This window comes from Rhodococcus artemisiae (genome assembly GCF_036327795.1).
Taxonomy (GTDB): Bacteria; Actinomycetota; Actinomycetes; order Mycobacteriales; family Mycobacteriaceae; genus Rhodococcus; species Rhodococcus artemisiae.
In genome coordinates this window covers 210,323-235,415 of the sequence record NZ_JAUTXY010000011.1, presented here as the reverse complement: position 1 = coordinate 235,415, position 25,093 = coordinate 210,323, and the positions used below count along the sequence as shown (strand labels likewise).

Genomic DNA, 25,093 nt, shown 5'->3' with positions numbered 1-25,093 from the left:
GGCCCAGGACATGAACTTCGATCTCGATACCGAACAGGACCTGCTCCGCAAGACCGTCCGCGACCTGCTCGCCGATGCGTACGACGTGGAGACCCGCAACCGTGTCGCCGAGGGCGAGCTCGGCTGGAGCCGCGAGGTGTGGCAGCAACTCGCCGACCTCGGTGTGCTCGGCCTGCCGTTGCCCGAGAAACACGGCGGAATGGGAGCCGGACCCGTCGAGGTCATGGCCGTCGCGACCGAACTCGGCGCCGCCCTGGCTCCCGAACCGGTACTCGCTGCCGTGTACCTGCCGGGCGGACTCGTCGCAGAGGTCGGCAGCGACGACCAGCGCGACGACTTCCTGCCGCGCCTGTCCGAAGGTGCGCTGCTGATGGCTTTCGCACACGACGAGCCGGGAACCCGCTGGCCGTCCGCGGCCGTGGCCACCACCGCTGTGCGCAGCGGCGACGCGTGGACCCTCACCGGCCGCAAGAATCCTGTGCTCCACGGTGATTGTGCCGAGACTCTGATCGTGTCGGCGCAGCTGCCCGACGGCGGTGTGGGCCTGTTCGTCGTCGCAGCCGAGGCCGACGGACTCACCCGCACGGCGTACCACACCAACGACGAGCGTCGCGGCGCACAGATCGTGCTCGACGGCGTCGTAGCCACCCCACTGGGTGACGCCACCGATGCGTCGGCCGCGATTGTCGCAGCGCAGGTCAGGGCGCAAGCGGTGCTGTGCGCCGAGGCGACCGGCGCGATCGATCGGGCGGTGCGGTCGACCGCGGATTACCTGAAGCAGCGCAAGCAGTTCGGTGTGCCGCTCGCAACGTTCCAGGCTCTGACGCACCGCGCCGCCGACATGTACGTGCAGTACGAACTGGCGGCGAGCATGAGCCTGTACGCGACCATGGCGCTGGCCGACGGCATCGTCGACCCGGTGATCGCCTCGCGTGCGAAGCTGCAGGTCGGGCGGTCGGCACGCAAGATCGGGCAGGATGCGGTGCAGATGCACGGCGGTATCGGAGTCACTGCCGAACACTCGATCGGGCACTACCTGAGCCGGCTCACCGCGATCGAGCACACCCTCGGCACGATGGACGACCACCTGCGCGTCCTCGCAGCAGGTGTCGGCGATTACGGACGGGTCGAGGTCGCCGGTATGTGAGGCGAATTCAATCGCGAACCGCAATCCCCGACGCCCGTAACACGAACGCCGCCTCGGGCCCGATGATCTCGTCGACCAACGTCAGGAACCGGTCAACGAACGCGGGCCCGTGTGCGGGCTCGGTCGGATCGTCCGGGTCCTGCGGGTCGAGGTGATGGGCCAGTTCGTGCAGCACCACGAGTTCGCGGAACGCCCAGGCCCGATTGTCGCGATGTACCGGTAGCGCGATGGTCGCACAGTCGTTTTCGTAGTGCGCCGCGGTATTTCCCGACCGGGCACGGACTCGCACGGGAAGCGCGGCGCGCGGCCAGCGCTCGCGAACCCAGTTCAATGCGAGCACCTTGTCTACGTACTGCTGAGCAGACTCCAGCGACGCGAAACGACGTTCGACCGGGAGAGTGACGTGCGACCCGGCGACCTCGACGGTGCGCAGTCCGCGCTGATCGGCGAGGTCGAACATGCGTCGTACGAGAGATTCCGCCTCGTACACGGATGTTCTCTTCGTGTCACGGACCTTGGTCACTGTTCCAGCCTCCTCGCGGCGGGTGGCAGTTCGGGTGAGCTGCCGAGTCGCGCGGTGCGCCCGGCGCGGTCGCCGGCTCTCTGCGCATCCGTGGACCGTGTCGCTACGCGGTTCCCCCGCCAGCTTCCTCGCGCTTGCGAGGTCGTGCGGTAGAAATCGCGCAACTCGAGTTCCTTGCCGCGCAGGACGAGAGCGGTTCCGGGTGTCGATTCCTCGGCTTCGCGCTCGGTGTCCTGTTTCGCCTCGGCGAGGCGCGTGCCGATCCGCGCGGCGAACGCCGACTGGAAGTTCAGGCGTGCGGTGACGCCCGCGACCGGCTTCCGCACCCGCGTGCGGACCTGCCGGCCCCCACGGCGTTCGACCACCGTCTGCACGGTCGTCTCGTCCTTGTAGGTGCCGGAGCGTAGGTAGGCGTCGGACGCGCGCACCATCTGCACCAGCAGCGACGAATAGAGGGCCTCGCACACGTCGATGTCGCCGGTGAAGCCGTACGCGTAGATCACCGTGGAGGTGGCGGTGATGTCGCACTGCACGTCGTTGGCGGCCGCGATCGCCAGGAACAGCTGCGCATACGTGCGCAATCCCTTCTTCCCGGCCTCCCCGATGGTGATGAGTCGTTGCACCGGTGTCGCACGACGTTCCTTGGATGTTGCATGGGTGCGGGCCACCGCGAGATCGACCGAGGCGGAGGTCGCGAGCCGCTGGGCGGCTGCGAGGAAGGCATCGGCCTCGTGCGGATTGTCGGTCGACTCCGCCTGCCGCAACAGGCCGCCGATGCGGGTCAGCATCTTGTCCGAACTCACGCGTCGAGCGTAGAGGGTCGTGCCCTCGAAGAATCGGTCACCGAGACAATGCACTTGATTGCATATGCACCTGGTTGCATAATGTGCGCATGGCACTCGAACACGCGTTGCTCGTCTCACTCGACGAGCGCGCCGGATCCGGCTACGAGCTGGCTCGTCGCTTCGACAAATCCATCGGGTTCTTCCACAGCGCGACCCATCAGCAGATATACCGGGTCCTGCGACGGATGGAGGAACGCGGCTGGGTGACCTGCGAGGCCGTGCCACAGGACGGCCGCCCCGACAAGAAGATCTACACCGTGGCCGCGGCCGGACACGCCGAACTGGACCGCTGGATCGCCGAACCATCGGAACCCGACCACCTGCGCAGCGAACTGGCCGTCAAGATTCGCGCTGCGAGGCCTTCCACCATGCCCGAACTGCGCGCGGAGATCACCCGCCATCGCGACGCTCACGCCGCGCGCCTCGACGTCTATCGGCTCATCGAGAAACGCGACTTCCCGGCGCCGGCATCCCTCTCCGGTTCGGCGCTACACCAGTACCTCGTCCTGCGCGGCGGCATCCGCGTCGAGGAAGGTTTCCGCGACTGGTGCCAGGACATGCTCGACGCCCTCACGCCCCCTTCGGAACAGGAACAATCGTGACAAGACGAACTGCCGTGACATCGGCAACAACGGGGACCGACCCCTACCCGACCCTCCTGTCGCCGCTCGACCTGGGCTCGATCACCTTGCCGAACCGCGTGATCATGGGCTCGATGCACACCGGGCTCGAGGACCGCGCCAAGAACACCGGCCGACTCGCCGCCTACTTCGCCGAACGTGCCCGCGGTGGGGTCTCGCTCATCGTGACCGGCGGTTACGCACCGACCCGGACCGGCTGGCTGTTGCCGTTCGGAGCCAAGCTCACCAACCGGATCGAGGCCCGGCGACACCGCACGATCACCCGCGCCGTGCACGCCGAAGGCGGCCGAATCGTGTTGCAGATCCTGCATGCGGGCCGATACAGCTATTGGCCGCTGAGCGTGTCGGCATCGTCGATCAAGGCACCCATCAACCCGTTCCGGCCGAGGCGACTCACATCGTGGGGAGTGCGCAGACAGATCCGCGCATTCGTCCGGTGCGCCAGGCTCGCGCAGCAGGCTGGCTACGACGGAGTCGAAATCATGGGTGGTGAAGGGTATTTCATCAACCAGTTCCTGGCGGAACGCACCAACCGGCGCACCGACGAGTGGGGCGGTACACCCGAGAAGCGCCGCCGCCTGGCCGTGGAGATCGTCCGCGGAGTCCGGGAGGCCGTCGGCCCCGACTTCGTGATCTCCTTCCGGCTGTCGATGGCAGATCTCGTCGACCGAGGTCAGAGCTGGGACGAGATCGTCTCGGTCGCACAGGAAGTCGAGGCGGCCGGCGCCACGCTGCTGAACACCGATATCGGCTGGCACGAATCGCGGGTACCGACGATCGTCACTTCCGTGCCCCGCGCCGCGTTCGTCGACTTCACCGCGAGACTCGCGAAGCATGTGAGCATTCCGGTCGCGGCATCCAACCGCATCAACATGCCCGAGATCGCGGAGGAGATTCTCGCCGACGGTCGCGCCGACCTGGTGTCGCTCGCGCGGCCGATGCTCGCCGACCCCGACTGGGTGCGCAAAGCCGCCGCGGGTGCACCGGATGAGATCAACACCTGTATCGCCTGCAATCAGGCGTGTCTCGATCACGCCTTTGTCAACAAGCACGTCTCGTGCTTGCTCAACCCACGCGCCGGACGGGAAACCGAGTTGCTGCTCTCGCCCACGCGCCGCAGCAAATCCGTCGCGGTCGTCGGTGCCGGTCCCGCGGGCCTGTCGGCCGCGGTGAACCTCGCGCGCCGCGGCCACCGCGTCAGCCTGTTCGAGGCGGATGCGCAGATCGGTGGCCAGTTCGGCATTGCGCAGCTCATCCCGGGTAAGGAGGAATTCGCCGAGACCCTGCGGTATTACACGCGACAACTGGAGCTCACCGGCGTCGACGTCCAGTTGAATACGCGAGCCACGGTCGCCGACCTGACGGACGGATTCGACGAGGTCGTCGTCGCGACCGGTGTCACGCCGCGAGTGCCGACCATCGACGGCATCGACCATCCCAGCGTGCTGACCTATGCGCAGGCCGTGAGAGGCGGTGCGCCGATAGGTGAGCGGGTCGCGGTGATCGGTGCGGGCGGCATCGGCGTCGACGTTTCCGAGTTCCTCACGCACACCACTTCCCCGGCGACGGATCTCGCCGAATGGCAACGCGAATGGGGCGTCAGTGACGACGAGGATGCGCCCGGATCGTTGACCACTCCGCAACCTTCGCCGTCGCCCCGCGAGGTCTACCTGTTGCAGCGCACTCCCGGCCGGATCGGGGCGAAACTGGGCAAGACCAGCGGCTGGGTACATCGGGCCGCATTGAAACACAAGGGTGTCCACGAGATCTCGGGCGTGAGCTACGAAAGGATCGACGACGACGGTCTGCACATCGCTCTCGGCAAGGACGGTGCTCTCGGCAAGGACGGTCGCGAGCATCGGGTGCTGCCGGTCGACACGATCATCGTGTGCGCGGGACAGGAATCGGTTCGTGATCTCGTGGACGGGCTCACCCTTGCCGGGGTGGTGACACACGTGATCGGCGGCGCCGACGTCGCAGCGGAACTGGACGCCGAACGTGCGATCGAGCAGGGCACCCGGCTCGCCGATCGGATCTGAGGCGATTCCGGGTCGAAACCCTGCGGAACCGTTCCTCGACCGCCAGGATCAGTGGAATGGACACCGCGGTCGAATTCGTCACCGACATCAACGACTGGTATTGGTACGCGGTCATCGCGCTTCTCGTGGGGTCCGGGCTGTACTACTCGTTCCGGTCACGGTTCATCCAGATCCGGCTGATCCCCGACATGCTGCGGTCCATCGTGGAGAAGGCCGAGGACCTCCCCGACGGGGAGAAAGGGATCTCGGCGTTCCGGGCATTCTCCATTTCGGCGGCATCGCGGGTGGGAACGGGCAACATCGCGGGCGTCGCGATCGCGATCAGTATCGGCGGACCCGGCGCACTGTTCTGGATGTGGGCGATGGCGCTGGTCGGTGCCTCCACCGCCTTCGTCGAGTCGACTCTCGCGCAGCTGTACAAGGTGCGCGACAAGGGTGCGTTCCGGGGCGGCCCGGCCTACTACATGCAATATGGGCTCGGTAAACGGTGGATGGGCATGATCTTCGCGGTGATCATCACCATCACCTACGGATTCGTGTTCAACGCCGTGCAGACCAACTCGATCGTCGACGCGGTGTCGAGCTCGGTGGGTGAGAAGACGACGGGTCTGCAGGTCGGTATCGGCATCGGCGTGGCGATCCTCGTCGCCCTGGTCATCTTCGGTGGGGTGCGGCGGATCTCGAGTGTGTCGCAGGTTGTGGTGCCGGCCATGGCCATCGCCTACCTGATCATCGGAATCATCGTGGTGGTCCTCAACATCGGTGAGGTCCCCGGGATGTTCAAGTTGGTGTTCGAGAATGCCTTCGGTATCCGCGAGATCGCGGGAGGCGGGTTCGGTGCCGCGTTCATGTACGGCATCCGGCGCGGCCTGTTCTCGAACGAGGCCGGCATGGGGTCGGCCCCGAACGCCGGTGCGACCGCATCGGTGTCGCACCCGGTCAAGCAAGGGCTCGTGCAGAGCCTCGGCGTCTACTTCGACACGTGGCTGGTGTGCTCGATCACCGGGTTCATCATCCTGTTGTCCGATCCGGAGTTCGGTTCGGGACTCGAGGGCGCTGCGTTGACGCAGAATGCGCTGGCGTTGCAGCTCGGCGACTGGACCGTGCACTTCCTTGCGGTCCTCATCTTCTTCCTGGCCTTCACCTCGGTGATCGGCAACTACTACTACAGCGAATCGAACATCGAGTTCCTCACCGGTTCGCGGAGGGCGCTGCCCTATCTGCGTTCGGCCGTGGTGGTGTGCGTGTTCCTCGGCGCGATCGGCTCGGTGCCGCTGGTGTGGGCGATCGCCGACCTCGCGATGGGCGTGATGGCGACGGTCAACCTCATCGCGCTGGTCCCGTTGTCGGGTATCGCGTACGCGCTGTTCCACAACTACAGCGCGCAACGCAAGCGGGGACGCGACCCGGTCTTCCATCGTGGCGATGTGCCGGGGGTCCGTGGGATCCAGGTGTGGGGCGACGACGACGCGCCGGTGGCGGTGGACCGCGAAGACGCACGGTAGATTCCGGTAGCGCACGAGCGTGTCCGCTTCGGAAAGGATCTGCGATGGCCTCGGTGACCTTCGACAGGACGACCTGTCTGTTCCCCGGCTCGAGTACACCTGCGGTCGACGCACTGGATCTCGAGATCGAGGACGGCGAGTTCCTTGTCCTGGTCGGGCCCTCCGGTTGCGGTAAGTCGACGTCGCTGCGGATGCTCGCAGGACTCGAGCAGGTCCACAGTGGCCGCATCCTCATCGGAGACAACGACGTCACCGCGCAGGATCCCAAGGAACGCGACATCGCGATGGTGTTCCAGAACTACGCGCTGTACCCGCACATGTCGGTGGCCGAGAACATGGGATTCGCGCTCAAGCTCGCGAAGACCCCGAAATCCCGGATCCGTGAGCGGGTCACCGAGGTCGCCAAGATGCTCGACCTCGAGCAGTACCTCGACCGCAAGCCGAAGGCCCTCTCCGGCGGTCAACGGCAGCGCGTCGCCATGGGGCGTGCGATCGTGCGGGAACCGCAGGTGTTCCTCATGGACGAGCCGTTGTCCAACCTCGACGCCAAACTGCGTGTACAGACCCGCACGCAGATCGCGCAGTTGCAGCGTCGGCTGAACACCACCACTGTCTACGTCACCCACGACCAGGTCGAGGCCATGACGATGGGCGACCGCGTCGCCGTGCTCGACAAGGGAATCCTGCAGCAGTGCGCGTCGCCGCGCGTGCTCTACAACCAGCCGGCCAACGTGTTCGTCGCCGGATTCATGGGCTCACCCGCAATGAATCTGTTCACTCTCCCCGTCGTCGAACGCGGAGTCATGGTGGGCGACGTCCACGTCCAGGTGCCCCGCGACATTCTCGGACAGGTGACCGAGACGGAGGTGACGATCGGCATCCGGCCGGAGCACCTCGAAATCGCCGCAGACGGGCTCCCCGTTGATGTGGATGTCCTCGAGGAATTGGGTTCGGATGCGTACGTGTACGGCAACGCCACGATCGGTGGAATCCGTCAGGAGATCGTCGCGCGCAGTGACTGGCGCACACCACCGCAGAAGGGCGACCGTGTCCACCTGCGGTTCGACCCGAACCACGTGCACGTGTTCAAGACGTCGGACGGTCTTCGCATCGGCTGAACGGGGCAGTTCGGGCCGCGTGTGGCGGCTGCGGTCCCCGACACAGAACCGATAAAGGATGGGCGGAATGCCGACTTTTCGGGGTGGCCCGTGCCACAGTAGTGGCCGGTGTCGGTGGCCCAGGGGTTACCGGCGAGTTGATTTTCCGATCTCACACGGGAGATGTACATGGCTTTGAACAAGAAGGCGATGCGCAGAGCTGTCATCGCCACCTCCTCGGCGGCGCTGCTCGTTCTGACGGCATGTGGCTCCGACGACGGTGGCAGCGACACCGGCTCCGACACAGGCGCTGCCGCATCCGACGAGGGTCGCGGCCCGATCACCATCGTCGAGGGGCAGGACCCCTTGAACGCAGCGCTCGAGAACATCATCGCCGACTGGAACGCCGAGAACCCCGACGAGCAGGTCACCTTCAAGCCGCTCGCGCGCGAGGCCAACGACCAGTACGCCGATATCGCGCAGCGTATGCAGGCGCAGAGCGACGAGTACGACCTCGTCGCCGTCGACGTCACGAACACCGCCGAGTTCGCCGCCAACGGCTGGCTGCTGCCGCTCGAGGGTGACAACGCGATCGACACCGACGGCCTGCTGCCCGCAACCGTCGAATCCGGCACTTACAACGGCACGCTGTACGCCGCCCCGAAGAACACCAACGGTGCATTCCTGTACTACCGCACCGACCTCGTCGATCAGGCACCCGCCACGTGGGACGAGCTGAAGGCGGAATGCCCGAAGGCGGAAGAAGCGGGTATCGCCTGCTACATCGGCCAGTTCAGCAACTACGAGGGACTGACGGTCAACACCACCGAGATCGTCAACGCCTTCGGCGGCAGCTTCGTCGCGGAGGACGGTCTCACGCCGGCCATCGACGAGCAGACGGCCGAGGGCCTGCAGTTCATCGTCGATTCCTTCGAGGACGGCACGATCCCTGCTGCCGCACAGACCTACACCGAGGGTGAGTCGCAGACTGCGTTCGGCAACGGCGAAGCCTTGTTCATGCGTACGTGGCCCGGTTTCTACACCGACGGTGAAGAGACGTCGGTCGCCGGTAACTACGGCATCGCGGTGCTCCCGGGCGTCGACGGTCCGGGCGTGTCCACTCTCGGCGGCTACAACGTCGGCATCAGCGCGTTCACGGATGCTCCGGCGACGGCTCGCGACTTCCTCGAGTTCATGCAGACCCGTCAGTCGCAGGAGTACTACGCCGAGGTCGGCGGCGCACCCGTCCTCGCCGAGGTCTACGACGACCCGGAGATCCTCGAGCAGTACCCGTACTTCTCGACACTGAAGGAAGCTCTCGAGAGCGCGAAGCCGCGTCCGGCGTCGCCGTACTACTCGGCCGTGTCGAAGGCGATCTCCGACAACGCTTACGCTGCGATCCGGGGCGAGAAGCCCGTCCAGCAGGCCCTGGACGACACGCAGGCCGGCATCGAAACCGCCGGCAACTGATCCACTAGGAGCAGTAGATGGCAGAACCGCAGGTCGGAAAGCCCGCGGATCCGCCACACGACACCGCGGTCGGGACCGATGGTCCCGGCCGCGGACGTGTGGCCGGACGGCACCGCGCGCCCGCGCCGCCGCCGATGACCGCTCCGCCGGCCAAGACCCGGCGGAAGGTGCCGGTGTGGATGTTCATCGCGCCGTCGATGATCGTCCTCGCGGTGATCATCCTGTACCCGCTCGGCAGAGCGGTCTGGATGTCGCTGCACGGCGACGCGAAGACGCTCGACCCCGATACGGGCCGGTTCGTCACGGGCGGGTTCGTGGGCATCGAGAACTACACCCGCTGGATCACCCAGACCTGCGGTACTGCCACCGGTTCGATCCCTTGCCCGCCGGGAACCCTCGGTTCTCAGTTCTGGCAGTCGATCTTCAACACATTCTTCTTCACTGTCGTGACGGTGTCGATCGAGACAGTGATCGGTTTCGCGATGGCGCTCGTGATGGCCAAGTCGTTCCGGGGCCGCGGTCTGCTGCGTGCGTCGGTACTGGTGCCGTGGGCCATCCCCACCGCAGTGACCGCCAAGCTGTGGTTCTTCATCTTCGCCAACGACGGTATCGCCAACAAGATGCTCGGCACCGACATCCTGTGGACCGCCGATCCGTGGCCCGCCCGCTTCGCGATCATCGTCGCCGACGTGTGGAAGACCGCGCCGTTCATGGCGTTGCTCATCCTCGCGGGCCTGCAGATGATTCCGTCGGATGTGTACGAGGCGGCGAAGGTCGACGGCGCGAACGCCTGGCAGCGCTTTACCCAGATCACGTTGCCGCTCGTCAAGCCCGCGCTCATGGTCGCGATCCTGTTCCGCACCATGGACGCGCTGCGCATGTACGACCTGCCCGCCATCATGATGGGCTCCAACCCCGCGACCTCGACGATTTCCGTGCTGGTCGTCGACCAGATGCGTCAAGGCGCCAACTCGGCGTCCGCGTTGTCGACGATCACATTCCTCATCATCTTCGCGGTCGCCTTCATCCTGGTGCGGTTCCTCGGCGCCAATGCGGTCAGTACGCAGGAGAAGCAGCGTAAGGGAGACGTCGCATGACCGGCACGATCACCGCCACCGAGACGCCTGCCGACGAGACCCCGCCCCCGGGCCCGAAGCGTGCGGGCAGGTTCCGGATGGGAACGATCGGCACCTACCTCGGGGTGGCGCTCATCATCGTCTGGGGGCTCGCTCCGTGCTACTGGATGATCGTCACGGCGCTGCGCGATCCATCCGAGACGTTCAGCACGAGTCTGTGGCCGACGAATCCGACCCTGCAGAACTTCGCCGATGCACTCGACCCCGACGCCAAGGTCAACTTCTCCCGCGCGCTGATGAACAGCGTCATCATCGCCGGGGCGACCACCGCGATCGCACTGCTCATCGGTGTGTTCACCGCATACGCGCTGTCGCGTTTCGAGTTCCGGGGCAAGTACTTCGTCACCGGCATCATCCTCGGTGCCTCGATGTTCCCCGTCGTCGCACTCGTGACGCCACTGTTCCAGTTGTTCACCGACATCGGCTGGATCGGCAGTTACCAGGCGTTGATCATCCCGAACATCTCGTTCGTGCTCCCGCTGACGGTGTACACGCTCACCTCGTTCTTCTCCGAATTGCCGTGGGAACTCGAGGAGGCCGCGCGCATGGACGGCGCAACGCGCGGGCAGGCGTTCCGCCTGATCATGCTGCCGCTCGCGGCGCCCGCGTTGTTCACCACCGCGATCCTCGCGTTCATCGCGACGGTCAACGAATACCTGCTGATGTCGCAGCTCTCGAGTGAACGGACGGCCCCGGTGACGGTGGCGATGGCACGGTTCACCGGCACCGACCCGTATGTGACGCCGTATGCGTCGATCATGGCAGGTGGCACGCTGGTGATGGTGCCGCTGGTCGTGATGGTGCTGATCTTCCAGCGTCGGATCATCTCGGGTCTGACGGCGGGTGGCGTGAAGTCGTGAGTCGTCGCCTCCCCCGCCGTCAGCGACTCGAGATGGTGCTCGGTGTCATCACGGTCTTTGCCGTGATGGCGGTGGTGGGGGCTGTCGCGGAGATGCTGTCACCGGAGCCGGGTATCGTGCCGTCACTGGTGCTGGCAGGGTTCGCGCTTGCGTGGTGGTTCACATACCGTGCGTGGCGCCGCGCAGATTCGTCCTAGTGCTGCGCACACATTCTGCAGAGTGCTGCGTACGTCACTTCTGCGCGTGACTTCGTACCATGCGGTCGGCAGGATGGAAGAATCTGCCGAGTTCCCATCCTGGAGAAAGTGGTACGTGTGAGTCCCCCGAATCCGTCGACGTCCGCCAGTGGACGCAGTTCCGCTGATTCGAAGTCACGGCGGTGGCGAACCGTCCGATATGTCGTACTCGTGGTGGTGGCGCTGCTGATTCTCGCGCCGATCGGAGTGTTCGCCGGCGCGTATGTTTCGGCAGAGGTTCCCCGCCCGTCCGACCTGACGACCAACCAGATCGCTCGTATCTACGCTGCCGATGACACCACCGAGATCACCCGGGTGGTGCCGCCGGAGGGCAATCGCGTCGAGGTCGGTATCGACGAGGTACCCGAACACGTCCGCAACGCAGTGCTCTCCGCCGAGGACCGCGACTTCTACAGCAATCCCGGGTTCTCGATCTCCGGATTTGTTCGCGCGGCCCGCGACAACGTCATGGGCAAGGACACCGCCGGTGGCGGCTCCACGATCACCCAGCAGTACGTCAAGAACGTGCTCGTCGGCGCCGACCGCACCCTCACCCGCAAGATGAAGGAACTGGTCATCTCCTCGAAGATGGCCCGCGAATGGTCGAAGGGCGAGATCCTCGAGGCGTACCTGAACACCATCTACTTCGGCCGCGGCGCCTACGGTATCGCCGCCGCGTCGCAAGCGTATTTCGGCAAACAGGTCGGCGACCTGACGGTCTCCGAGGGCGCGGTGCTCGCCGGTGTCATCCAGACGCCGTCCTCGCTCGATCCCGAATTCAATCGCCCCGCGATCGAGGCGCGCTGGAACTACGTCCTCGACGGCATGGTCGAGATGGGCGTGCTCAGCCCTGGTGATCGCGGGGAAGCGGCTTTCCCGGAGACCGTCCCGTCGGATCAATTGGCGCGAGCCAACGAGGCACCCGGCCCCGAAGGGCTGATCCGATCGCAGGTGCTGCGTGAGCTTTCCGCCGCCGGAATCAGCGAGCAGGTGCTCAACACCGAGGGCCTGCGCATCGTCACCACGATCGATCCCGTGGCCCAGCAGGCCGCGGTCGACGCGGCGCGGGGCAACCTCGAGGGTGAACCCGAGGACCTGCGGACCGCCGTGGTATCCGTCGATCCGCACTCCGGTGCGGTGCGGGCGTATTACGGCGGCGAGGAGGGTGCGGGTTACGACTACGCTCAGGCGCCGCTGCAGACCGGTTCGTCGTTCAAGGCGTTCGGCCTGGTTGCCGCTCTGCGTGAGGGTATCGGTCTCGGTACCCGCTACGACAGCACGCCGCTGACCGTCGGCAGCCTCGAGATCAACAACGTCGAAGGTGAGTCGTGCGGTAGGTGCACCATCGCGGAGGCGACGAAGCGGTCGTTGAACACCAGTTTCTACCGGCTCATGATGTCCATGGAGAACGGTCCTCAGAAGATCGCCGACGCAGCACACGATGCCGGTATCCCCATGGAGATTCCCGGGGTGGAGGGCACCTCGCTCACCGAGGCCAACGGCATCCCCGAAGGGGGCATCGTGCTCGGCCAGTACCAGTCGCGCGTGATCGACATGGCGTCGGCGTATGCCACCCTTGCGGCGTCGGGTACCTTCCATCAGCCGTATTTCGTGCAGAAGGTCACCACTTCCGACGGTGAGGTCCTCCTGGACCGGCCCGCGTCTCCCGGCGAGGATCGCATCGACCCGGCAGTGGCCGACAATGTCACCCAGGCGCTGCTGCCGGTCGCGGCGTACTCGCGTGGCCACGCGCTCGCCGGCGGTCGGCCGTCGGCGGCGAAGACCGGCACCACCCAGCTCGGCAATACCGGCATGAACAAGGACGCGTGGATGGTCGGGTACACCCCGTCCCTCTCGACTGCCGTCTGGATCGGCACCTCGGACGCAGGGCCGATCACCAATCTGTGGGGTGGCTCCATATACGGCTCGAGCCTGCCTTCCGACATCTGGAAGGACACGATGGACGTTGCGCTCGAGGGCACCGATGTGGAGAGCTTCCCGTGGCCCGACCCGGTCGGTGGTCAGGCAGGCGTGCCGGCCGACGCGGGCATCACCGCTCCGACGACCCCCGGACGTCCGGTGCCCGGGTTCGAACTCCCCGACCTGAGCGACCTGCCGCCGATCACGATCCCGGCGCCGCCGGTCGAGATTCCGCCGCAGGTTCAGTTGCCGCCGCAGATCGAGGTGTTCCCCGGAGTCACGATCCAGATCCCGGGGATGTGAGGTCGGGTCGTGCTGCGGAATCGATCGTCGCGCTCGACGCGCCGGGGTCGTCGAGCACGACGGTCCGCAGCACGGTGATGCTGTAGTCGACCACATCGTCGACCGAGGTGTCCGGGGCTGCGGTGCGGTCCACCGCAAGTGATTCGACCATCGACCACCATCCGCGCAGTCTCATGGTGGTGAGCGGATCCGGTGCAGCTCCCGTGGCTGCCAGGATTCGCCCGACCATCGTGTTCCTGACCTCGTCGTGGATCTCGCGGATCTGCGGGTCGGCTCCGAACCCGCCGTGGAAGAACGCCTGATAATTGTCGCGGTGGCGGTCGACGAACGAGACGAATGCGCTCAGGCCCGCTCGAAGCGGGTCCGGGTCGTCCGGGTTCGCTGCGGCCGCGCGCAACATACGGCGGGATGCAGCGCCCACGACCGCGACGTAGAAGTCCTGTTTCGTGGGGAAATACCGGAAGAGCAGGCCGCGTGAGATACCGGCGATCTCGGCGACACGGTCGATCGACAGCGCATGGATCGGGCGGATCGACAGCTCCTGAAGGCCCACCGCGACGAGTTGGCGTCGACGCTCCTCGGGTGGCAGCCGGCGTCTGGCATCCGGGGCTTGTCGGGGAGTACTCACCCCGATAGCCTAACTGAGCATTGCTCAATTGAGGACGGAGCCTTCATGGATTTCGGACAGTCCGCGCGGAGCCTCGACCATCTCGAGCGGCTGCGCAGCTTCATCGCCGCCGAGGTCGAACCCGTCGAACGGCACGTCCGTGCCGTGCGGCGCGACGCACTCGCCCAGCGTCGCGACGCCACCGGCAGCTGGTCCGTCTCGCCGGAATTCCGCGAACTGCAGCGCAAGGCCCGCGAGGCCGGACTGTGGAATCTCTTCCTCCCCGACCCGGACCTGGGTGCGGGCCTGTCCAACGTCGAGTACGCGCCGCTCGCCGAGGAGATGGGCCGGTCGATGTTCGCGTCGGCCGTGTTCAACTGCGATGCGCCCGACACCGGGAACATGGAGGTGCTCTATCACTACGGCAGCGCCGAACAGAAGGATCGGTGGCTGCGCCCGCTGCTCGACGGTGAGATCCGGTCGGCGTTCTGCATGACCGAGCCCGACGTCGCCTCGTCGGATGCCACCAACATGGCCGCGACCGCCGTCGTCGACGGCGACGAGGTGATCCTGAACGGACGCAAATGGTGGAGCACCGGTATCGGGCACCCCGACTGCAGGGTCCTCATCTTCATGGGCCTGACCGACCCGAACGCGCACAAGTACCAGCAGCATTCGATGGTCCTCGTCCCGATCGACACACCCGGGGTGACGGTCGAGCGCATGCTCCCGGCGATGGGATATTTCGACGAACCCGGTGGGCACGGCGAGGTGTCGTTCACCGATGTCAGGCTCCCCCTGGATGCGGTGATCGCCGGGCCCGGCCGCGGTTTCGAGATCGCCCAGGGCCGTCTCGGTCCGGGGCGCATCCATCACTGCATGCGTCTGGTCGGGCTCGCCGAGCACACACTCGAACTCGCATGCCGCCGCGGCCTCGACCGGACGGCCTTCGGCAAACCGATCGTCGACCTCGGCGGCAACCGCGAACGAATCGCCGACGCCCGCATCGCCATCAACCAGCTCCGACTGCTCGTCCTGCACGCCGCATGGCTGCTCGACACGCAGGGCCTGGCAGGTGCCCGATCCGCGGTCTCCGAGATCAAGGTCGCCGCACCGCGGGTCGCGCAACAGATCATCGATTTCGCGATCCAGATACACGGTGGCGCAGGCCTGTCCGACGACTTCCCGCTCGCGGGTGCCTGGACGGCAGCGCGGGCGCTGCGCCTTGCGGACGGCCCCGACGAGGTGCATCAGGGCCTCGTGGCACGATTCGAACTCGGCAAATACAACTGAGATGGGGATACAGGAGTGACCGAATTTCCTGACAACGCGCGAGTGGTCCGCGACGAGGACGCGTTCGACGTCCGGTCCGTTGCGGCATGGCTCGGCGAACACGCAGGCATCGCAGGAATTCCGGAGGTGCGCCAATTCGCCGGGGGCGCGTCCAATCTGACCTACCTGCTGCGCTATCCGGATCGAGATCTCGTGCTGCGTCGTCCGCCGGCGGGGGCGAAGCCGTCGTCCGGGCACGACATGGCGCGTGAGTACCGCATCCAGTCGCTGCTCGCACCGGCCTACCCGCACGTGCCGGCCATGGTCGGCTTGTGCACCGACCACAGCGTGCTCGGCAGCGACTTCTACGTCATGGACCGCGTGCCCGGCACGATCCTGCGGGCCGACCCGCCGACCACCCTGGATCTGACGCCGGAACAGACCCGTGCCCTGTGCCTGCGGATCGTCGACCTGCTCGTCGAACTGCACGGCGTCGACCCCGAGACCTCCGGGCTGAACGAATTCAGCCGCGGCACCGGGTACGTCGCGCGGCAGGTTGCGGGCTGGACCAAGCGCTACGAGTCGGCCCGGACCGACAACGTTCCCGATTTCGCGCGCGTCACCCGCTGGCTCGACGAGACACAGCCCGCCGATGTTGCGTCGACGGTCGTGCACGGAGATTTCCGGCTCGACAATGTGGTGCTCGACGCGGACGATCCGCTGCGGCCGGTCGCGGTGCTCGACTGGGAACTTGCGACGATCGGCGACCCGCTCATGGACCTGGGCTCGTCGCTCGCGTACTGGGTGCAGGCCGACGACGACCCGATGATGGTCGCCACCAAGCGGCAGCCGTCGGACCTGCCCGGCATGCTCACCCGCCGTGAGATCGTCGAGTACTACTCCGAGAAATCCGGTCTGCCGGTGGACAACTGGAGATTCTACGAGGTCTTCGGCCTGTTCCGGCTCGCCGTGATCGCCCAGCAGATCTACTATCGTTACCACCACGGGCACACCACCAACCCCGCGTTCAAGGACTTCTGGGTGGTCGTCGGTTACCTCGACTCCCGGTGCAACGAACTCATCGACCAACTCGAGAAGGAGGGCCGATGAGTCGGCCACAGCGACGCAACATCCTGATCACCGGAGCAAGTTCCGGTCTCGGTGCCGGAATGGCCCGCGAATTCGCCGCACGGGGACGCAATCTCGCGCTCGCCGCTCGCAGGGTGGATCGCCTCGACGCACTGCGGTCGGAACTGCTGGCCGAGCACCCGCATATCACGGTCGCGGTGCGGTCGCTGGACGTCAACCGGCACGACGACGTCTTCACCGTCTTCCGTGAGTTCGACGAGGAACTCGGCGGTCTCGACCGGGTGATCGTCAATGCGGGCCTCGGCAAAGGACAGCCGTTGGGCACGGGCTACTTCCACGCGAACGTGCAAACTGCGCAGACCAATTTTCTCGGTGCACTTGCCCAGAGTGAGGCGGCGCTCGAGCTCATGCGTCCGCGCAATGCGGGGCACGTCGTCCTGATCTCGTCGATGAGCGCACTGCGCGGGATGCCGCGCAACATGACGACCTACGGTGCGTCGAAAGCTGCGGTCGCGGCCCTCGGAGAGGGGATGCGATCGGACCTGGCGGGCACCGGGATCGACGTCAGCACCATCTTCCCCGGCTACATCCGGTCGGAGATCAACGAGAAGGTGAAGAAGGTCCCGTTCATCGTCGACACCGAAACCGGTTGTCGTGCACTGGCCGCGGCGATCGAGAAGGAGCCGGCCAAGGCATACGTTCCGGGGTGGCCGTGGATCCCGCTCGCATACGCAATGAAGGTGTTGCCGTTGTCGGTGGTACGGCGTATGACCTGACCATGACCGGAAAGAAGCTTCACATCGGCCTGTCGTTGTCACCGACGTGGTTGTCGGGCGATGCATGGCGCCGCCCCGACAGTCGTGTCGACGAGATCTTCGACAGCGACCTCTACGTCGATCTCGCACGGCGCAGTGAGGCCGCGAAACTCGATTTCGTCTTCAAACCGGATTCTCAATTCCTCGACCCGGCAACGCTCTCCGCCGGACCGGGATTCAGCAGCCTCGATCCCACGATCCTGCTGACCACGCTTGCCCGGGAAACGAGCCGGATCGGTCTGGTTTCGACCGCGTCGACGACATTCTTGCCGCCGTACGCGGTGGCGCGGCAGTTGCAGTCGCTCAACCGGGTCAGCGGCGGGCGCGCGGGCTGGAACATCGTCACGTCCCTCGACGGGCAGGCCAACTTCGGGCTCGCCGACATGCCGAGCTCGCAGGAGCGGTACGCGCGCGCTGCCGAATTCACCTCGGTCGTGCAGAAACTGTGGGCGAGTTATCCACACGACGCCCTGCGGCTCGACCGCGACAACGGGGTGTACGCCGACCCGTCGGCAGTGAGGCCGGTCGACCACGTGGGCGAATTCCTCTCGGTGGCAGGACCGCTCACTGTTCCGGAGCCGGCGTCGGGACAGATTCCGCTGTTCCAGGCCGGTTCCTCGCCCGAGGGAAGAGAATTTGCCGCCTCGGTGGCCGACGCGGTGTTCGCAGCAACGCCGGATGTGGATGCGGGAATCGAACTGCGGAACGATCTGGGTGCACGAGCCGAACGGCTCGGCCGTACACCGGATTCGCTCGTGGTGATGCCGGGGCTGAGCATGTTTCTCGCGCCGACGTCGGCGCAGGCCCTCGAACTGCATCGCGAGACCCACGCTCGGATGAGCCGAGAGCGGAAGTTCGAATTCGTCGAGTCGACGTTGGGCATCGACCTGCGAGGGCTCGACCCCGACGGACCGGTGCCGATCGACGACCTCCCCGATCCGAATCGGCCGGTGCGCAGCAGAACCCACGCCGAACTGGTGCGTCGGGTGGTGTTGCGCGACCGCCCGACCGTAGCGGAGTTGCTCGAACGGCCCGAGATCGTCGCGTCGGCGCACTGGGTGGTGGTGGGCACTGCGGACGACGCTGTGGCGCAGATCGTGGAACGGGCGGAGAAGGGTGCGATGGATGGCTTCATCGCGCTGCCCGGCGGTTCGTGGGGTTCGTTGGGAATCTTCTTCGACGAAGTCGTTCCGAGGCTCGTCGAGCGAGGTCTGTTCCGCGCCGAGTACAGCGGTACCACGCTCCGGGAGCACCTGACGCCCGCATAGAACAGCTGTGGCGGTGGGTGAGTCCGGAGACTCTCCACCGCCACAGTGCGTTCGGAGTACCGAGTTACTCGGCGCCGATGATGAAGGCCTCGAGCTCGGTACGAGCCTTGTCGTCGGCCATCTGGACCGGCGGGGACTTCATCAGGTAAGCGGATGCCGGGAGGATCGGGCCACCGAGGCCGCGGTCCTTGGCGATCTTCGCGGCGCGGATCGCGTCGATGATGATGCCGGCGGAGTTCGGCGAATCCCACACCTCGAGCTTGTACTCGAGGTTCAGCGGGGCATCGCCGAAGGCGCGGCCCTCGAGGCGGACGTATGCCCACTTGCGGTCGTCGAGCCACTGAACGTAGTCGGACGGGCCGATGTGGACATCGCGGTCGTGGACCTTTCCGGCCAGCGGGCCGTTGAGGTTCGACGTGACGGCCTGGGTCTTGGAGACCTTCTTGGACTCGAGACGCTCACGCTCGAGCATGTTCTTGAAGTCCATGTTGCCACCGACATTGAGCTGGTAGGTGCGGTCGAGCACGACGCCGCGATCCTCGAACAGCTTCGCCATCACGCGGTGGGTGATGGTGGCGCCGACCTGCGACTTGATGTCGTCGCCGACGATCGGGACACCGGCGTCGGTGAACTTCTTGGCCCACACCGGGTCCGAGGCGATGAACACCGGGAGAGCGTTGACGAACGCCACGCCCGCGTCGATGCAGCACTGGGCGTAGAACTTGTCGGCCTCGTCGGACCCGACGGGCAGGTACGACACGAGAACGTCGACCTCGGCGTCCTTGAGCGCCTGGACGACGTCGACGGGCTCGGCGTCGGACAGCTCGATGGTCTCGGCGTAGTACTTGCCGATGCCGTCGAGGGTGTGACCACGCTGGACGGTGACCCCGGTGGGCGGCACGTCCGTGAGCTTGATGGTGTTGTTCTCGCTGGCGAGGATTGCTTCGGAGAGATCGAACCCGACCTTCTTGGCGTCGACGTCGAACGCGGCGACGAACTTGACGTCGCGCACGTGGTACTGACCGAATTCGACGTGCATCAGACCGGGGACGGTCGTGGTGGCGTCGGCGTCCTTGTAGTACTCGACGCCCTGAACCAGAGACGAGGCACAGTTCCCCACGCCCACAATGGCCACGCGCACCGAGGTGCTGTTCTCACCCATGGTCGGGTTCTCCTTCTTTTCTGCTTGCTGCTGACGACTGCTCGGCGGCGATGAGTTCGTTGAGCCAGCGGACTTCACGTTCGCTGGACTCGAGGCCGAGTTGGTGTAGCTGACGGGTGTAGCGATCCAATGTGCCGCTCGCCCGCCCGATGGCGTCGCGGAGGCCTTCTCGGCGCTCCTCGACCTGGCGTCGCCTGCCTTCCAGAATCCGCATCCGCGCTTCCGCGGGAGTCCGGCTGAAGAAAGCGAGGTGAACGCCGAATCCGTCATCGGTGTAGTTCTGTGGGCCCGTGTCGGCCACCAGTTCGGTGAACCGTTCCCGGCCTACCGGGGTGAGCTGGTACACGCGACGAGCGCGCCGCTTCACCGGCCCGGGCACTCCGGCATCCTCCTCGGCGATGAGGCCATCGGCCTTCATTCGCCGCAATGTCGGATACAGCGACCCGTACGAGAAGGCGCGGAATGCGCCCAGAAGCCCGGTCAATCGCTTGCGGAGCTCGTAACCGTGCATGGGCGATTCGAGAAGCAGCCCGAGGATTGCCAGCTCGAGCAAGGGGGCCACCTCCTACGTCCGTTCGAACCTGACCGACTGATGCGATGCAAAACTATATCGCACCGATATATAGAACCATACGCGTGTCCCGATAGGTGCACACGGAAGGTCCGCGCTGGAGGGTGTGCGAGAACTAGAGGAGCTCGAGCACCACACCGGCATTCGCGCCGGCGGACACCCGAGCGGGAAGGCGCTCGATCATTCGTACGTCCGCAGGATCTCGCCGGCTGCGGTCGCTTCGACCCATCCACTGCCGCGGGTGTCGTCGTCTACGTACACATTCATCGTCACCGTGCCGTCGTTGCGGACGCGCACGTGCGTCACGCTGCCGCCGGGTCGACCCAGCAGTTCCGCCGCACGGGCCACCAGGTCGGAGAACGCCGCGACGTCGATCGTCGAGAGATCGAGATCGGAGTACGTGCTCATCCGATTGCTCGGGGGTGCTCCCGACCGCTGGAATCCACCCCGATAGGTGTAGCCCACGACCTGATTCGACGACTCGCTCTCCGCGCGCTCCACGGTCGCGAAGTCCGGATACACCCCGAAGGTGTGCACGACGGTATCGCCGAATGCGGCTCGGTAGTCGTCGACGACCCGTCCGAGCTCACCCGGCTCGAGAGGCCCGACACCGCCGCCGTCTTCGTCGACCGGGTCCGGAGCGACGACGGGTGCTGCCGCGACCGGCTCGTCCGTCCGCGGTGTACCCCGGTCGGGAAGCGCACCCCACACAACGGCACCGACAGCGACGATCGCCACACTCGCGACCACCGGCGCGATCCATCTACCGGACTCCTTTCCGGACCGGTCGGCCTCGGGTTCGGCGGGCGGTTGCAGGTCGCGAACGAGATCTGCGAGTTCCGGCAGCGTCTTCGCATTTTCGGCGCGTGCGACGAGGTCGCGCCACTCTTCGGTCGTGACCTGCCCTTCGGCGCAGGCGAGGTCGAGGCGTGTGCGCGTTCGGGCGCGGTCGCTGTCGCGAGCTCGGGTCGGCGGCGATTGTCGGCGGGCCACGGCCGAAGCGTAGTTCGTCCGGAATGGGCGCGCCGTGTTCAGGACCGAGCGCACTCCGCGCCCACTTGCACTGGGGCCGCACGTACTCTGGATCCCGTGCAAACTCAGCGGCAGGTGGTGGACTACGCGTTGCAGCGACGGTCGCTGCTCGCCGAGGTCTACTCGGGCAGACGCGGCGTGGCCGAGGTCTGCGATGCGAGTCCCTACCTGCTGCGAGCCGCAAAGTTCCACGGCAGGGGCAGCGATGTCGTGTGCCCCATCTGCCGCAGGGAGCAGCTGACCATTGTTTCGTGGGTCTTCGGCGACAAGCTCGGACCGGTTTCCGGCTCCGCGCGGACTCCCGAGGAGCTGGCCCGCCTGGCATCCAGCCAGGAGGAGTTCTCCGTCCACGTGGTCGAGGTATGCCGAACCTGCAGCTGGAACCACCTGGTGCAGTCGTACGTTCTCGGTGCGCAACCCGCGCCGAAACGGCCTCGTCGTCGATCGACGGGTGCAAATCGACGTACCGCGAGCGAGTGAACGGGCGCCGGACGACGTGACATCGACGTGCCCGACGGTGTACACAGCTGCACAAGACCGAACGACCGAGTCGTCGACTACCTGTCCGAGGACGGAATCGAGGAGGCGGCGTAACGCGTCGCGCCGACATTTGGAGAAACGTACGTGAGTTCCACCGACAACGAACCCGAGGACAACCGGGCGGTTCCGCCCCAGCCGAACGGCCCTGCCGGCGTCCCGCCGCAGCGGCCGACACCGGATGGTGCACCCGCTGCGGGTCGTCCGCTGCCGCCCCCGCCGCGTCAGCAGGGGTCGGGGCAACCCCCGGGTCCAGGTGCACGTCCGCCGCTCCCCCCTCGAGGACAACCGCAGCAGCCACCCGGACGTGGCGGGCTCCCCCCGCAGCAGCCGGGGCCTCGCCCGGCCGGTCCCCAGCAACCCGGTCCTCGACAACAGGGACCTCAGCAAGGCCCGCCGCCGGGTCGTGGTGGACCGCCACCTCAGCAGGGCCGGCGACTGCCGCCGCAGGGGCAGGGACAGCCCATGCGACCCGGCACGGGCCCGGTTCCTCAGCAGCAGCGTCCGCCGCAGATGTTCCCCGGTGCGCCCGCCGATCGTGCACAGGGCGCCCCCGCCGATCGCCGTGCGCCGGGAGCCGATGAAACCCGCCGGATGCAATCCGGCGCGCCGAACAGCCAGGACCAGGCGGCACTCAGGCAGCCCCCGCCGCGGGCAGCTGCTGCGTCTCGTCCGTCGGGTGGTCCCCCCGCGGGCGGACCGCCGACGGCACCTCCCACGGGTGGACGCGGTGGCGGAGCCGGTGGTGGTGGCGGGAAGCGGGGCATCCCGTGGCGCATGATCCGGCGTATCGGCTACGTGGTGGTCGCGGCGGGCATTCTCGTTCCCGTCCTCGGGTTCATGCTCGCGTACGTCGCGCAGGATGTGCCGAGGCCCGGTGAACTCGTCACCAACCAGGTGTCGACGATCTACAACGCCGACGGATCGAGCGTCATCACCAAGGTCATTCCACCTGAAGGTAACCGGAACGAGGTGGATCTACAGGAGATCCCCGAGCAGGTCCGCAACGCCGTGCTCGCAGCCGAGGACCGTGATTTCTACAGCAATGCCGGCTTCTCGGTCTCGGGCTTCGCGCGTGCCGCGCGCGACAACATCCTCGGACGTGAGAGCGCGGGCGGTGGCTCGACGATCACGCAGCAGTACGTCAAGAAGGCACTGGTCGGTGACGAGCGGAGCCTGACACGTAAGGCCAAGGAGCTCGTCCTCTCGGTGAAGATGGCGAACCAGTGGTCGAAGGACGAGATCCTCTCCGCCTACCTGAACACGATCTACTTCGGGCGTGGTGCGTACGGCATCTCGGCAGCCGCGAACGCCTATTTCGGGAAGCCGGTCAGCGATCTGACCGTGGAGGAGGGCGCGGTCCTCGCGTCGTCGATCCAGTTGCCGTCGCTGCTCGACCCGGAACAGAACCCCGAGGGTGCGGAGGCCCGCTGGAACTACGTGCTCGACGGCATGGTGTCCGCAGGCACCCTCAACGCGGCCGATCGTGCGACGATGCAGTACCCGGCGTACGTACCTGTGGCCGAGCTCGACTACGGCGACCAGAGCATGGGTCCCGAGGGCCTGATCAAGAACCAGGTGCTCGCGGAACTCTCCGCCGAAGGCATCGACGAGAACCTTCTCAACACCGCGGGTCTCGAGATCACCACGACGATCGACACCACGGCGCAGGCCGCTGCTCTCGACGCCGCGCAGTCGAACCTCGAAGGTGAGGACGAGAACCTGCGTACGGCGGTGGTGTCCGTGGATCCGCGCAGCGGCGCGGTGCGTGCGTACTACGGCGGTGACACCGGCGTCGGATACGACTTCGCACAGGCAGGGCTTCAGACCGGCTCGTCCTTCAAGGTGTTCGGTCTGGCCGCCAATCTCGACCAGGGCAAGCCGTTGTCGACGATGTACAACAGTGGTCCGCTCACCGTCAACGGCATCGAGATCAGCAATGTCGAAGGCGAGCAGTGTGGTGAGTGCACGATCGCCGAGGCGCTCAAGCGTTCCCTGAACACGAGCTTCTACCGGATGATGCTCGACATGGACAACGGCCCGCAGGCCATCGCCGACATGGCTCACACGCTCGGTGTCGCGAAGGAACTGCCGGGCATCGGCGAGACCCTCACCGAGCCGGGCGGCGTGGGACCGAACTACGGCATCGTCCTCGGCCAGTACCAGTCGCGGGTCCTCGACATGGCGTCGGCCTACGCGACGCTCGCCGCGTCGGGCATGCACTACGACCCGCATTTCGTGCAGAAGGTAGTCACCTCCGACGGCGAGGTGCTCCTCGACCGGGGCTCGCCGAGCGGCGAACAGGTGATCGACGACGCCGTGGCCGACAACACCACCGCGGCCATGATGCCGATCGCGGCGCACTCGAACGGGCACGCCCTCGCCGGTGGCCGTCCGTCCGCCTCGAAGACCGGAACCGCCCAGCTCGGCGACACCGGGTCGAACAAGGACGCATGGATGGTCGGGTACACCCCGTCGCTGGCCACCGCGGTATGGGTCGGCACCGAGCAGGGCCTGCCGCTCGAGAACAGCTGGGGCGGCATGATCTACGGATCCGGCCTGCCGTCGGACATCTGGAAGGACACGATGGACGGGGCGCTTCAGGGCACCGATGTGGAGTCCTTCCCCAAGCCGGGCGCGATCGCCGGTGAATCCGGTGTGCCGACCTGGTCGGCGAAGACGACGGCACCGGCGACCAGCGATCAGCCGTCGACGTCGCGAACGATTCCGACGTTGCCGGAGGTTCCCGACATCACGACGCAGAACGTGGAGATCTTCCCGGGTGTGACGATCCCGATTCCGGGTGTGGCGCAGGCCCCGGCCACCACGACTCCGTCACGTGGGTTGTCGAACGACGATTCGACCTCTGAAGAGGAGGAAACCGAGAGTGGGGGCTCGGGCGGCAATGATCCCACCGTGCCGTCGGTTCCCACCACCACGAATCGGGTTCCCCAGTTCGATCAGCCGGGCGCGGCGAACGGCCAAGGGTACGGCGAGCTCCAGCCGGCCGGGTAACCT

At 66.3% G+C, this 25,093-nt stretch carries 22 protein-coding genes; 16 read left to right on the top strand and 6 right to left on the bottom strand.

From position 1 onward, the window contains the following. The first annotated feature begins 10 nt into the window (after positions 1–10). Positions 11–1,147: an acyl-CoA dehydrogenase family protein gene (locus Q7514_RS22325; RefSeq protein ID WP_330135436.1), complete on the top strand. Its 1,137-nt coding sequence runs from the start codon at positions 11–13 to the stop codon at positions 1,145–1,147. Positions 1,148–1,154: 7 nt separating this feature from the next. Here Q7514_RS22325 and Q7514_RS22320 read toward each other — a convergent pair whose 3' ends face one another. Continuing rightward, positions 1,155–1,670 carry a TIGR04338 family metallohydrolase gene (locus tag Q7514_RS22320; protein ID WP_330135435.1) on the bottom strand — a complete coding sequence of 172 codons (516 nt, stop codon included), beginning with the start codon at positions 1,668–1,670 and terminating at the stop codon, positions 1,155–1,157. After that, on the bottom strand, positions 1,667–2,473 hold the full coding sequence (locus Q7514_RS22315; RefSeq protein WP_330135434.1) for a DUF2786 domain-containing protein: 807 nt from the start codon (positions 2,471–2,473) through the stop codon (positions 1,667–1,669). The genes Q7514_RS22320 and Q7514_RS22315 overlap by 4 nt, the downstream gene beginning before the upstream one ends. 89 nt (positions 2,474–2,562) lie before the next feature. On the opposite strand from Q7514_RS22315, the gene Q7514_RS22310 reads away from it, so the two are divergent. From Q7514_RS22310 to Q7514_RS22270, 9 genes are all read left to right on the top strand, one after another. After that, complete coding sequence (locus tag Q7514_RS22310) at positions 2,563–3,117, top strand: PadR family transcriptional regulator (protein WP_330135433.1); 555 nt, start codon at positions 2,563–2,565, stop codon at positions 3,115–3,117. Continuing rightward, on the top strand, positions 3,114–5,195 hold the full coding sequence (locus tag Q7514_RS22305) for an NADPH-dependent 2,4-dienoyl-CoA reductase (RefSeq protein WP_330135432.1): 2,082 nt from the start codon (positions 3,114–3,116) through the stop codon (positions 5,193–5,195). The genes Q7514_RS22310 and Q7514_RS22305 overlap by 4 nt, the downstream gene beginning before the upstream one ends. Positions 5,196–5,251: 56 nt before the next feature. Further along, positions 5,252–6,700 (top strand): alanine/glycine:cation symporter family protein, encoded by a 1,449-nt coding sequence (locus tag Q7514_RS22300; protein ID WP_330135431.1) that lies wholly within the window; start codon positions 5,252–5,254, stop codon positions 6,698–6,700. Positions 6,701–6,744: 44 nt separating this feature from the next. Continuing rightward, entirely contained in the window at positions 6,745–7,818 is a 1,074-nt protein-coding gene (locus Q7514_RS22295) for an ABC transporter ATP-binding protein (RefSeq protein WP_330135430.1), read from the top strand. Positions 7,819–7,986: 168 nt separating this feature from the next. Next, a complete protein-coding gene (locus tag Q7514_RS22290; protein WP_330135429.1) occupies positions 7,987–9,267 on the top strand; it encodes an ABC transporter substrate-binding protein in 1,281 nt (426 codons plus the stop codon). A 17-nt stretch (positions 9,268–9,284) separates the two neighbouring features. After that, entirely contained in the window at positions 9,285–10,364 is a 1,080-nt protein-coding gene (locus tag Q7514_RS22285) for a carbohydrate ABC transporter permease (RefSeq protein WP_330135428.1), read from the top strand. 77 nt (positions 10,365–10,441) lie between these two features. Next, positions 10,442–11,263, top strand: coding sequence for a carbohydrate ABC transporter permease (locus tag Q7514_RS22280; protein WP_330135462.1), 822 nt, complete (start codon positions 10,442–10,444; stop codon positions 11,261–11,263). After that, on the top strand, positions 11,260–11,460 hold the full coding sequence (locus Q7514_RS22275; protein ID WP_330135427.1) for a hypothetical protein: 201 nt from the start codon (positions 11,260–11,262) through the stop codon (positions 11,458–11,460). The genes Q7514_RS22280 and Q7514_RS22275 overlap by 4 nt, the downstream gene beginning before the upstream one ends. A gap of 117 nt (positions 11,461–11,577) precedes the next feature. Further along, complete coding sequence (locus Q7514_RS22270) at positions 11,578–13,722, top strand: transglycosylase domain-containing protein (RefSeq protein ID WP_330135426.1); 2,145 nt, start codon at positions 11,578–11,580, stop codon at positions 13,720–13,722. On the opposite strand, the gene Q7514_RS22265 is transcribed toward Q7514_RS22270, so the two are convergent. Continuing rightward, the gene (locus Q7514_RS22265) at positions 13,697–14,350 is read right to left on the bottom strand and encodes a TetR/AcrR family transcriptional regulator (protein WP_330135425.1); all 654 of its coding nucleotides are present in this window, start codon (positions 14,348–14,350) and stop codon (positions 13,697–13,699) included. The two genes, Q7514_RS22270 and Q7514_RS22265, sit on opposite strands and share 26 nt — an antisense overlap. Before the next feature lie 45 nt (positions 14,351–14,395). Here Q7514_RS22265 and Q7514_RS22260 point away from each other — a divergent pair, with 45 nt between their 5' ends. The 4 genes from Q7514_RS22260 to Q7514_RS22245 are packed head-to-tail and all read left to right on the top strand — an operon-like array spanning position 14,396 to position 18,773. After that, positions 14,396–15,622 (top strand): acyl-CoA dehydrogenase family protein, encoded by a 1,227-nt coding sequence (locus Q7514_RS22260; RefSeq protein WP_330135424.1) that lies wholly within the window; start codon positions 14,396–14,398, stop codon positions 15,620–15,622. A gap of 15 nt (positions 15,623–15,637) precedes the next feature. Beyond that, complete coding sequence (locus tag Q7514_RS22255; protein ID WP_330135423.1) at positions 15,638–16,711, top strand: phosphotransferase family protein; 1,074 nt, start codon at positions 15,638–15,640, stop codon at positions 16,709–16,711. Then, the gene (locus tag Q7514_RS22250; protein WP_330135422.1) at positions 16,708–17,466 is read left to right on the top strand and encodes an SDR family oxidoreductase; all 759 of its coding nucleotides are present in this window, start codon (positions 16,708–16,710) and stop codon (positions 17,464–17,466) included. Before Q7514_RS22255 ends, Q7514_RS22250 begins: the two co-directional genes overlap by 4 nt. Before the next feature lie 2 nt (positions 17,467–17,468). After that, positions 17,469–18,773, top strand: coding sequence for an NtaA/DmoA family FMN-dependent monooxygenase (locus tag Q7514_RS22245; protein WP_330135421.1), 1,305 nt, complete (start codon positions 17,469–17,471; stop codon positions 18,771–18,773). 64 nt (positions 18,774–18,837) lie between these two features. Here the strand turns inward: Q7514_RS22245 and Q7514_RS22240 are convergent, their stop codons facing one another. The 3 genes from Q7514_RS22240 to Q7514_RS22230 all read right to left on the bottom strand — a co-directional run bounded on the left by Q7514_RS22240 (position 18,838) and on the right by Q7514_RS22230 (position 21,499). Then, entirely contained in the window at positions 18,838–19,935 is a 1,098-nt protein-coding gene (locus tag Q7514_RS22240) for an inositol-3-phosphate synthase (RefSeq protein ID WP_330135420.1), read from the bottom strand. After that, positions 19,928–20,488, bottom strand: coding sequence for a PadR family transcriptional regulator (locus Q7514_RS22235; RefSeq protein ID WP_054810023.1), 561 nt, complete (start codon positions 20,486–20,488; stop codon positions 19,928–19,930). The genes Q7514_RS22240 and Q7514_RS22235 overlap by 8 nt, the downstream gene beginning before the upstream one ends. A gap of 198 nt (positions 20,489–20,686) precedes the next feature. After that, positions 20,687–21,499, bottom strand: a complete 813-nt coding sequence (locus Q7514_RS22230; protein WP_330135419.1) for a DUF1707 SHOCT-like domain-containing protein — start codon at positions 21,497–21,499, stop codon at positions 20,687–20,689. A gap of 96 nt (positions 21,500–21,595) precedes the next feature. On the opposite strand from Q7514_RS22230, the gene Q7514_RS22225 reads away from it, so the two are divergent. Continuing rightward, the gene (locus Q7514_RS22225) at positions 21,596–22,018 is read left to right on the top strand and encodes a DUF5318 domain-containing protein (RefSeq protein ID WP_330135418.1); all 423 of its coding nucleotides are present in this window, start codon (positions 21,596–21,598) and stop codon (positions 22,016–22,018) included. Positions 22,019–22,852: 834 nt separating this feature from the next. Then, on the top strand, positions 22,853–25,090 hold the full coding sequence (locus Q7514_RS22220) for a transglycosylase domain-containing protein (RefSeq protein ID WP_330135461.1): 2,238 nt from the start codon (positions 22,853–22,855) through the stop codon (positions 25,088–25,090). The last annotated feature ends 3 nt before the right edge of the window (positions 25,091–25,093 follow it).

Excerpts from the sequence above, each read along its gene's own strand:
- Q7514_RS22325 (WP_330135436.1), top strand. The coding sequence starts at position 11 with ATGAACTTCGATCTCGATACCGAACAGGACCTGCTCCGCAAGACCGTC.
- Q7514_RS22310 (WP_330135433.1), top strand. The coding sequence starts at position 2,563 with ATGGCACTCGAACACGCGTTGCTCGTCTCACTCGACGAGCGCGCCGGA.
- Q7514_RS22300 (WP_330135431.1), top strand. The coding sequence starts at position 5,252 with ATGGACACCGCGGTCGAATTCGTCACCGACATCAACGACTGGTATTGG.
- Q7514_RS22295 (WP_330135430.1), top strand. The coding sequence starts at position 6,745 with ATGGCCTCGGTGACCTTCGACAGGACGACCTGTCTGTTCCCCGGCTCG.
- Q7514_RS22290 (WP_330135429.1), top strand. The coding sequence starts at position 7,987 with ATGGCTTTGAACAAGAAGGCGATGCGCAGAGCTGTCATCGCCACCTCC.
- Q7514_RS22285 (WP_330135428.1), top strand. The coding sequence starts at position 9,285 with ATGGCAGAACCGCAGGTCGGAAAGCCCGCGGATCCGCCACACGACACC.
- Q7514_RS22280 (WP_330135462.1), top strand. The coding sequence starts at position 10,442 with ATGGGAACGATCGGCACCTACCTCGGGGTGGCGCTCATCATCGTCTGG.
- Q7514_RS22260 (WP_330135424.1), top strand. The coding sequence starts at position 14,396 with ATGGATTTCGGACAGTCCGCGCGGAGCCTCGACCATCTCGAGCGGCTG.
- Q7514_RS22250 (WP_330135422.1), top strand. The coding sequence starts at position 16,708 with ATGAGTCGGCCACAGCGACGCAACATCCTGATCACCGGAGCAAGTTCC.
- Q7514_RS22245 (WP_330135421.1), top strand. The coding sequence starts at position 17,469 with ATGACCGGAAAGAAGCTTCACATCGGCCTGTCGTTGTCACCGACGTGG.
- Q7514_RS22240 (WP_330135420.1), bottom strand. The coding sequence starts at position 19,935 with ATGGGTGAGAACAGCACCTCGGTGCGCGTGGCCATTGTGGGCGTGGGG.
- Q7514_RS22220 (WP_330135461.1), top strand. The coding sequence starts at position 22,853 with ATGATCCGGCGTATCGGCTACGTGGTGGTCGCGGCGGGCATTCTCGTT.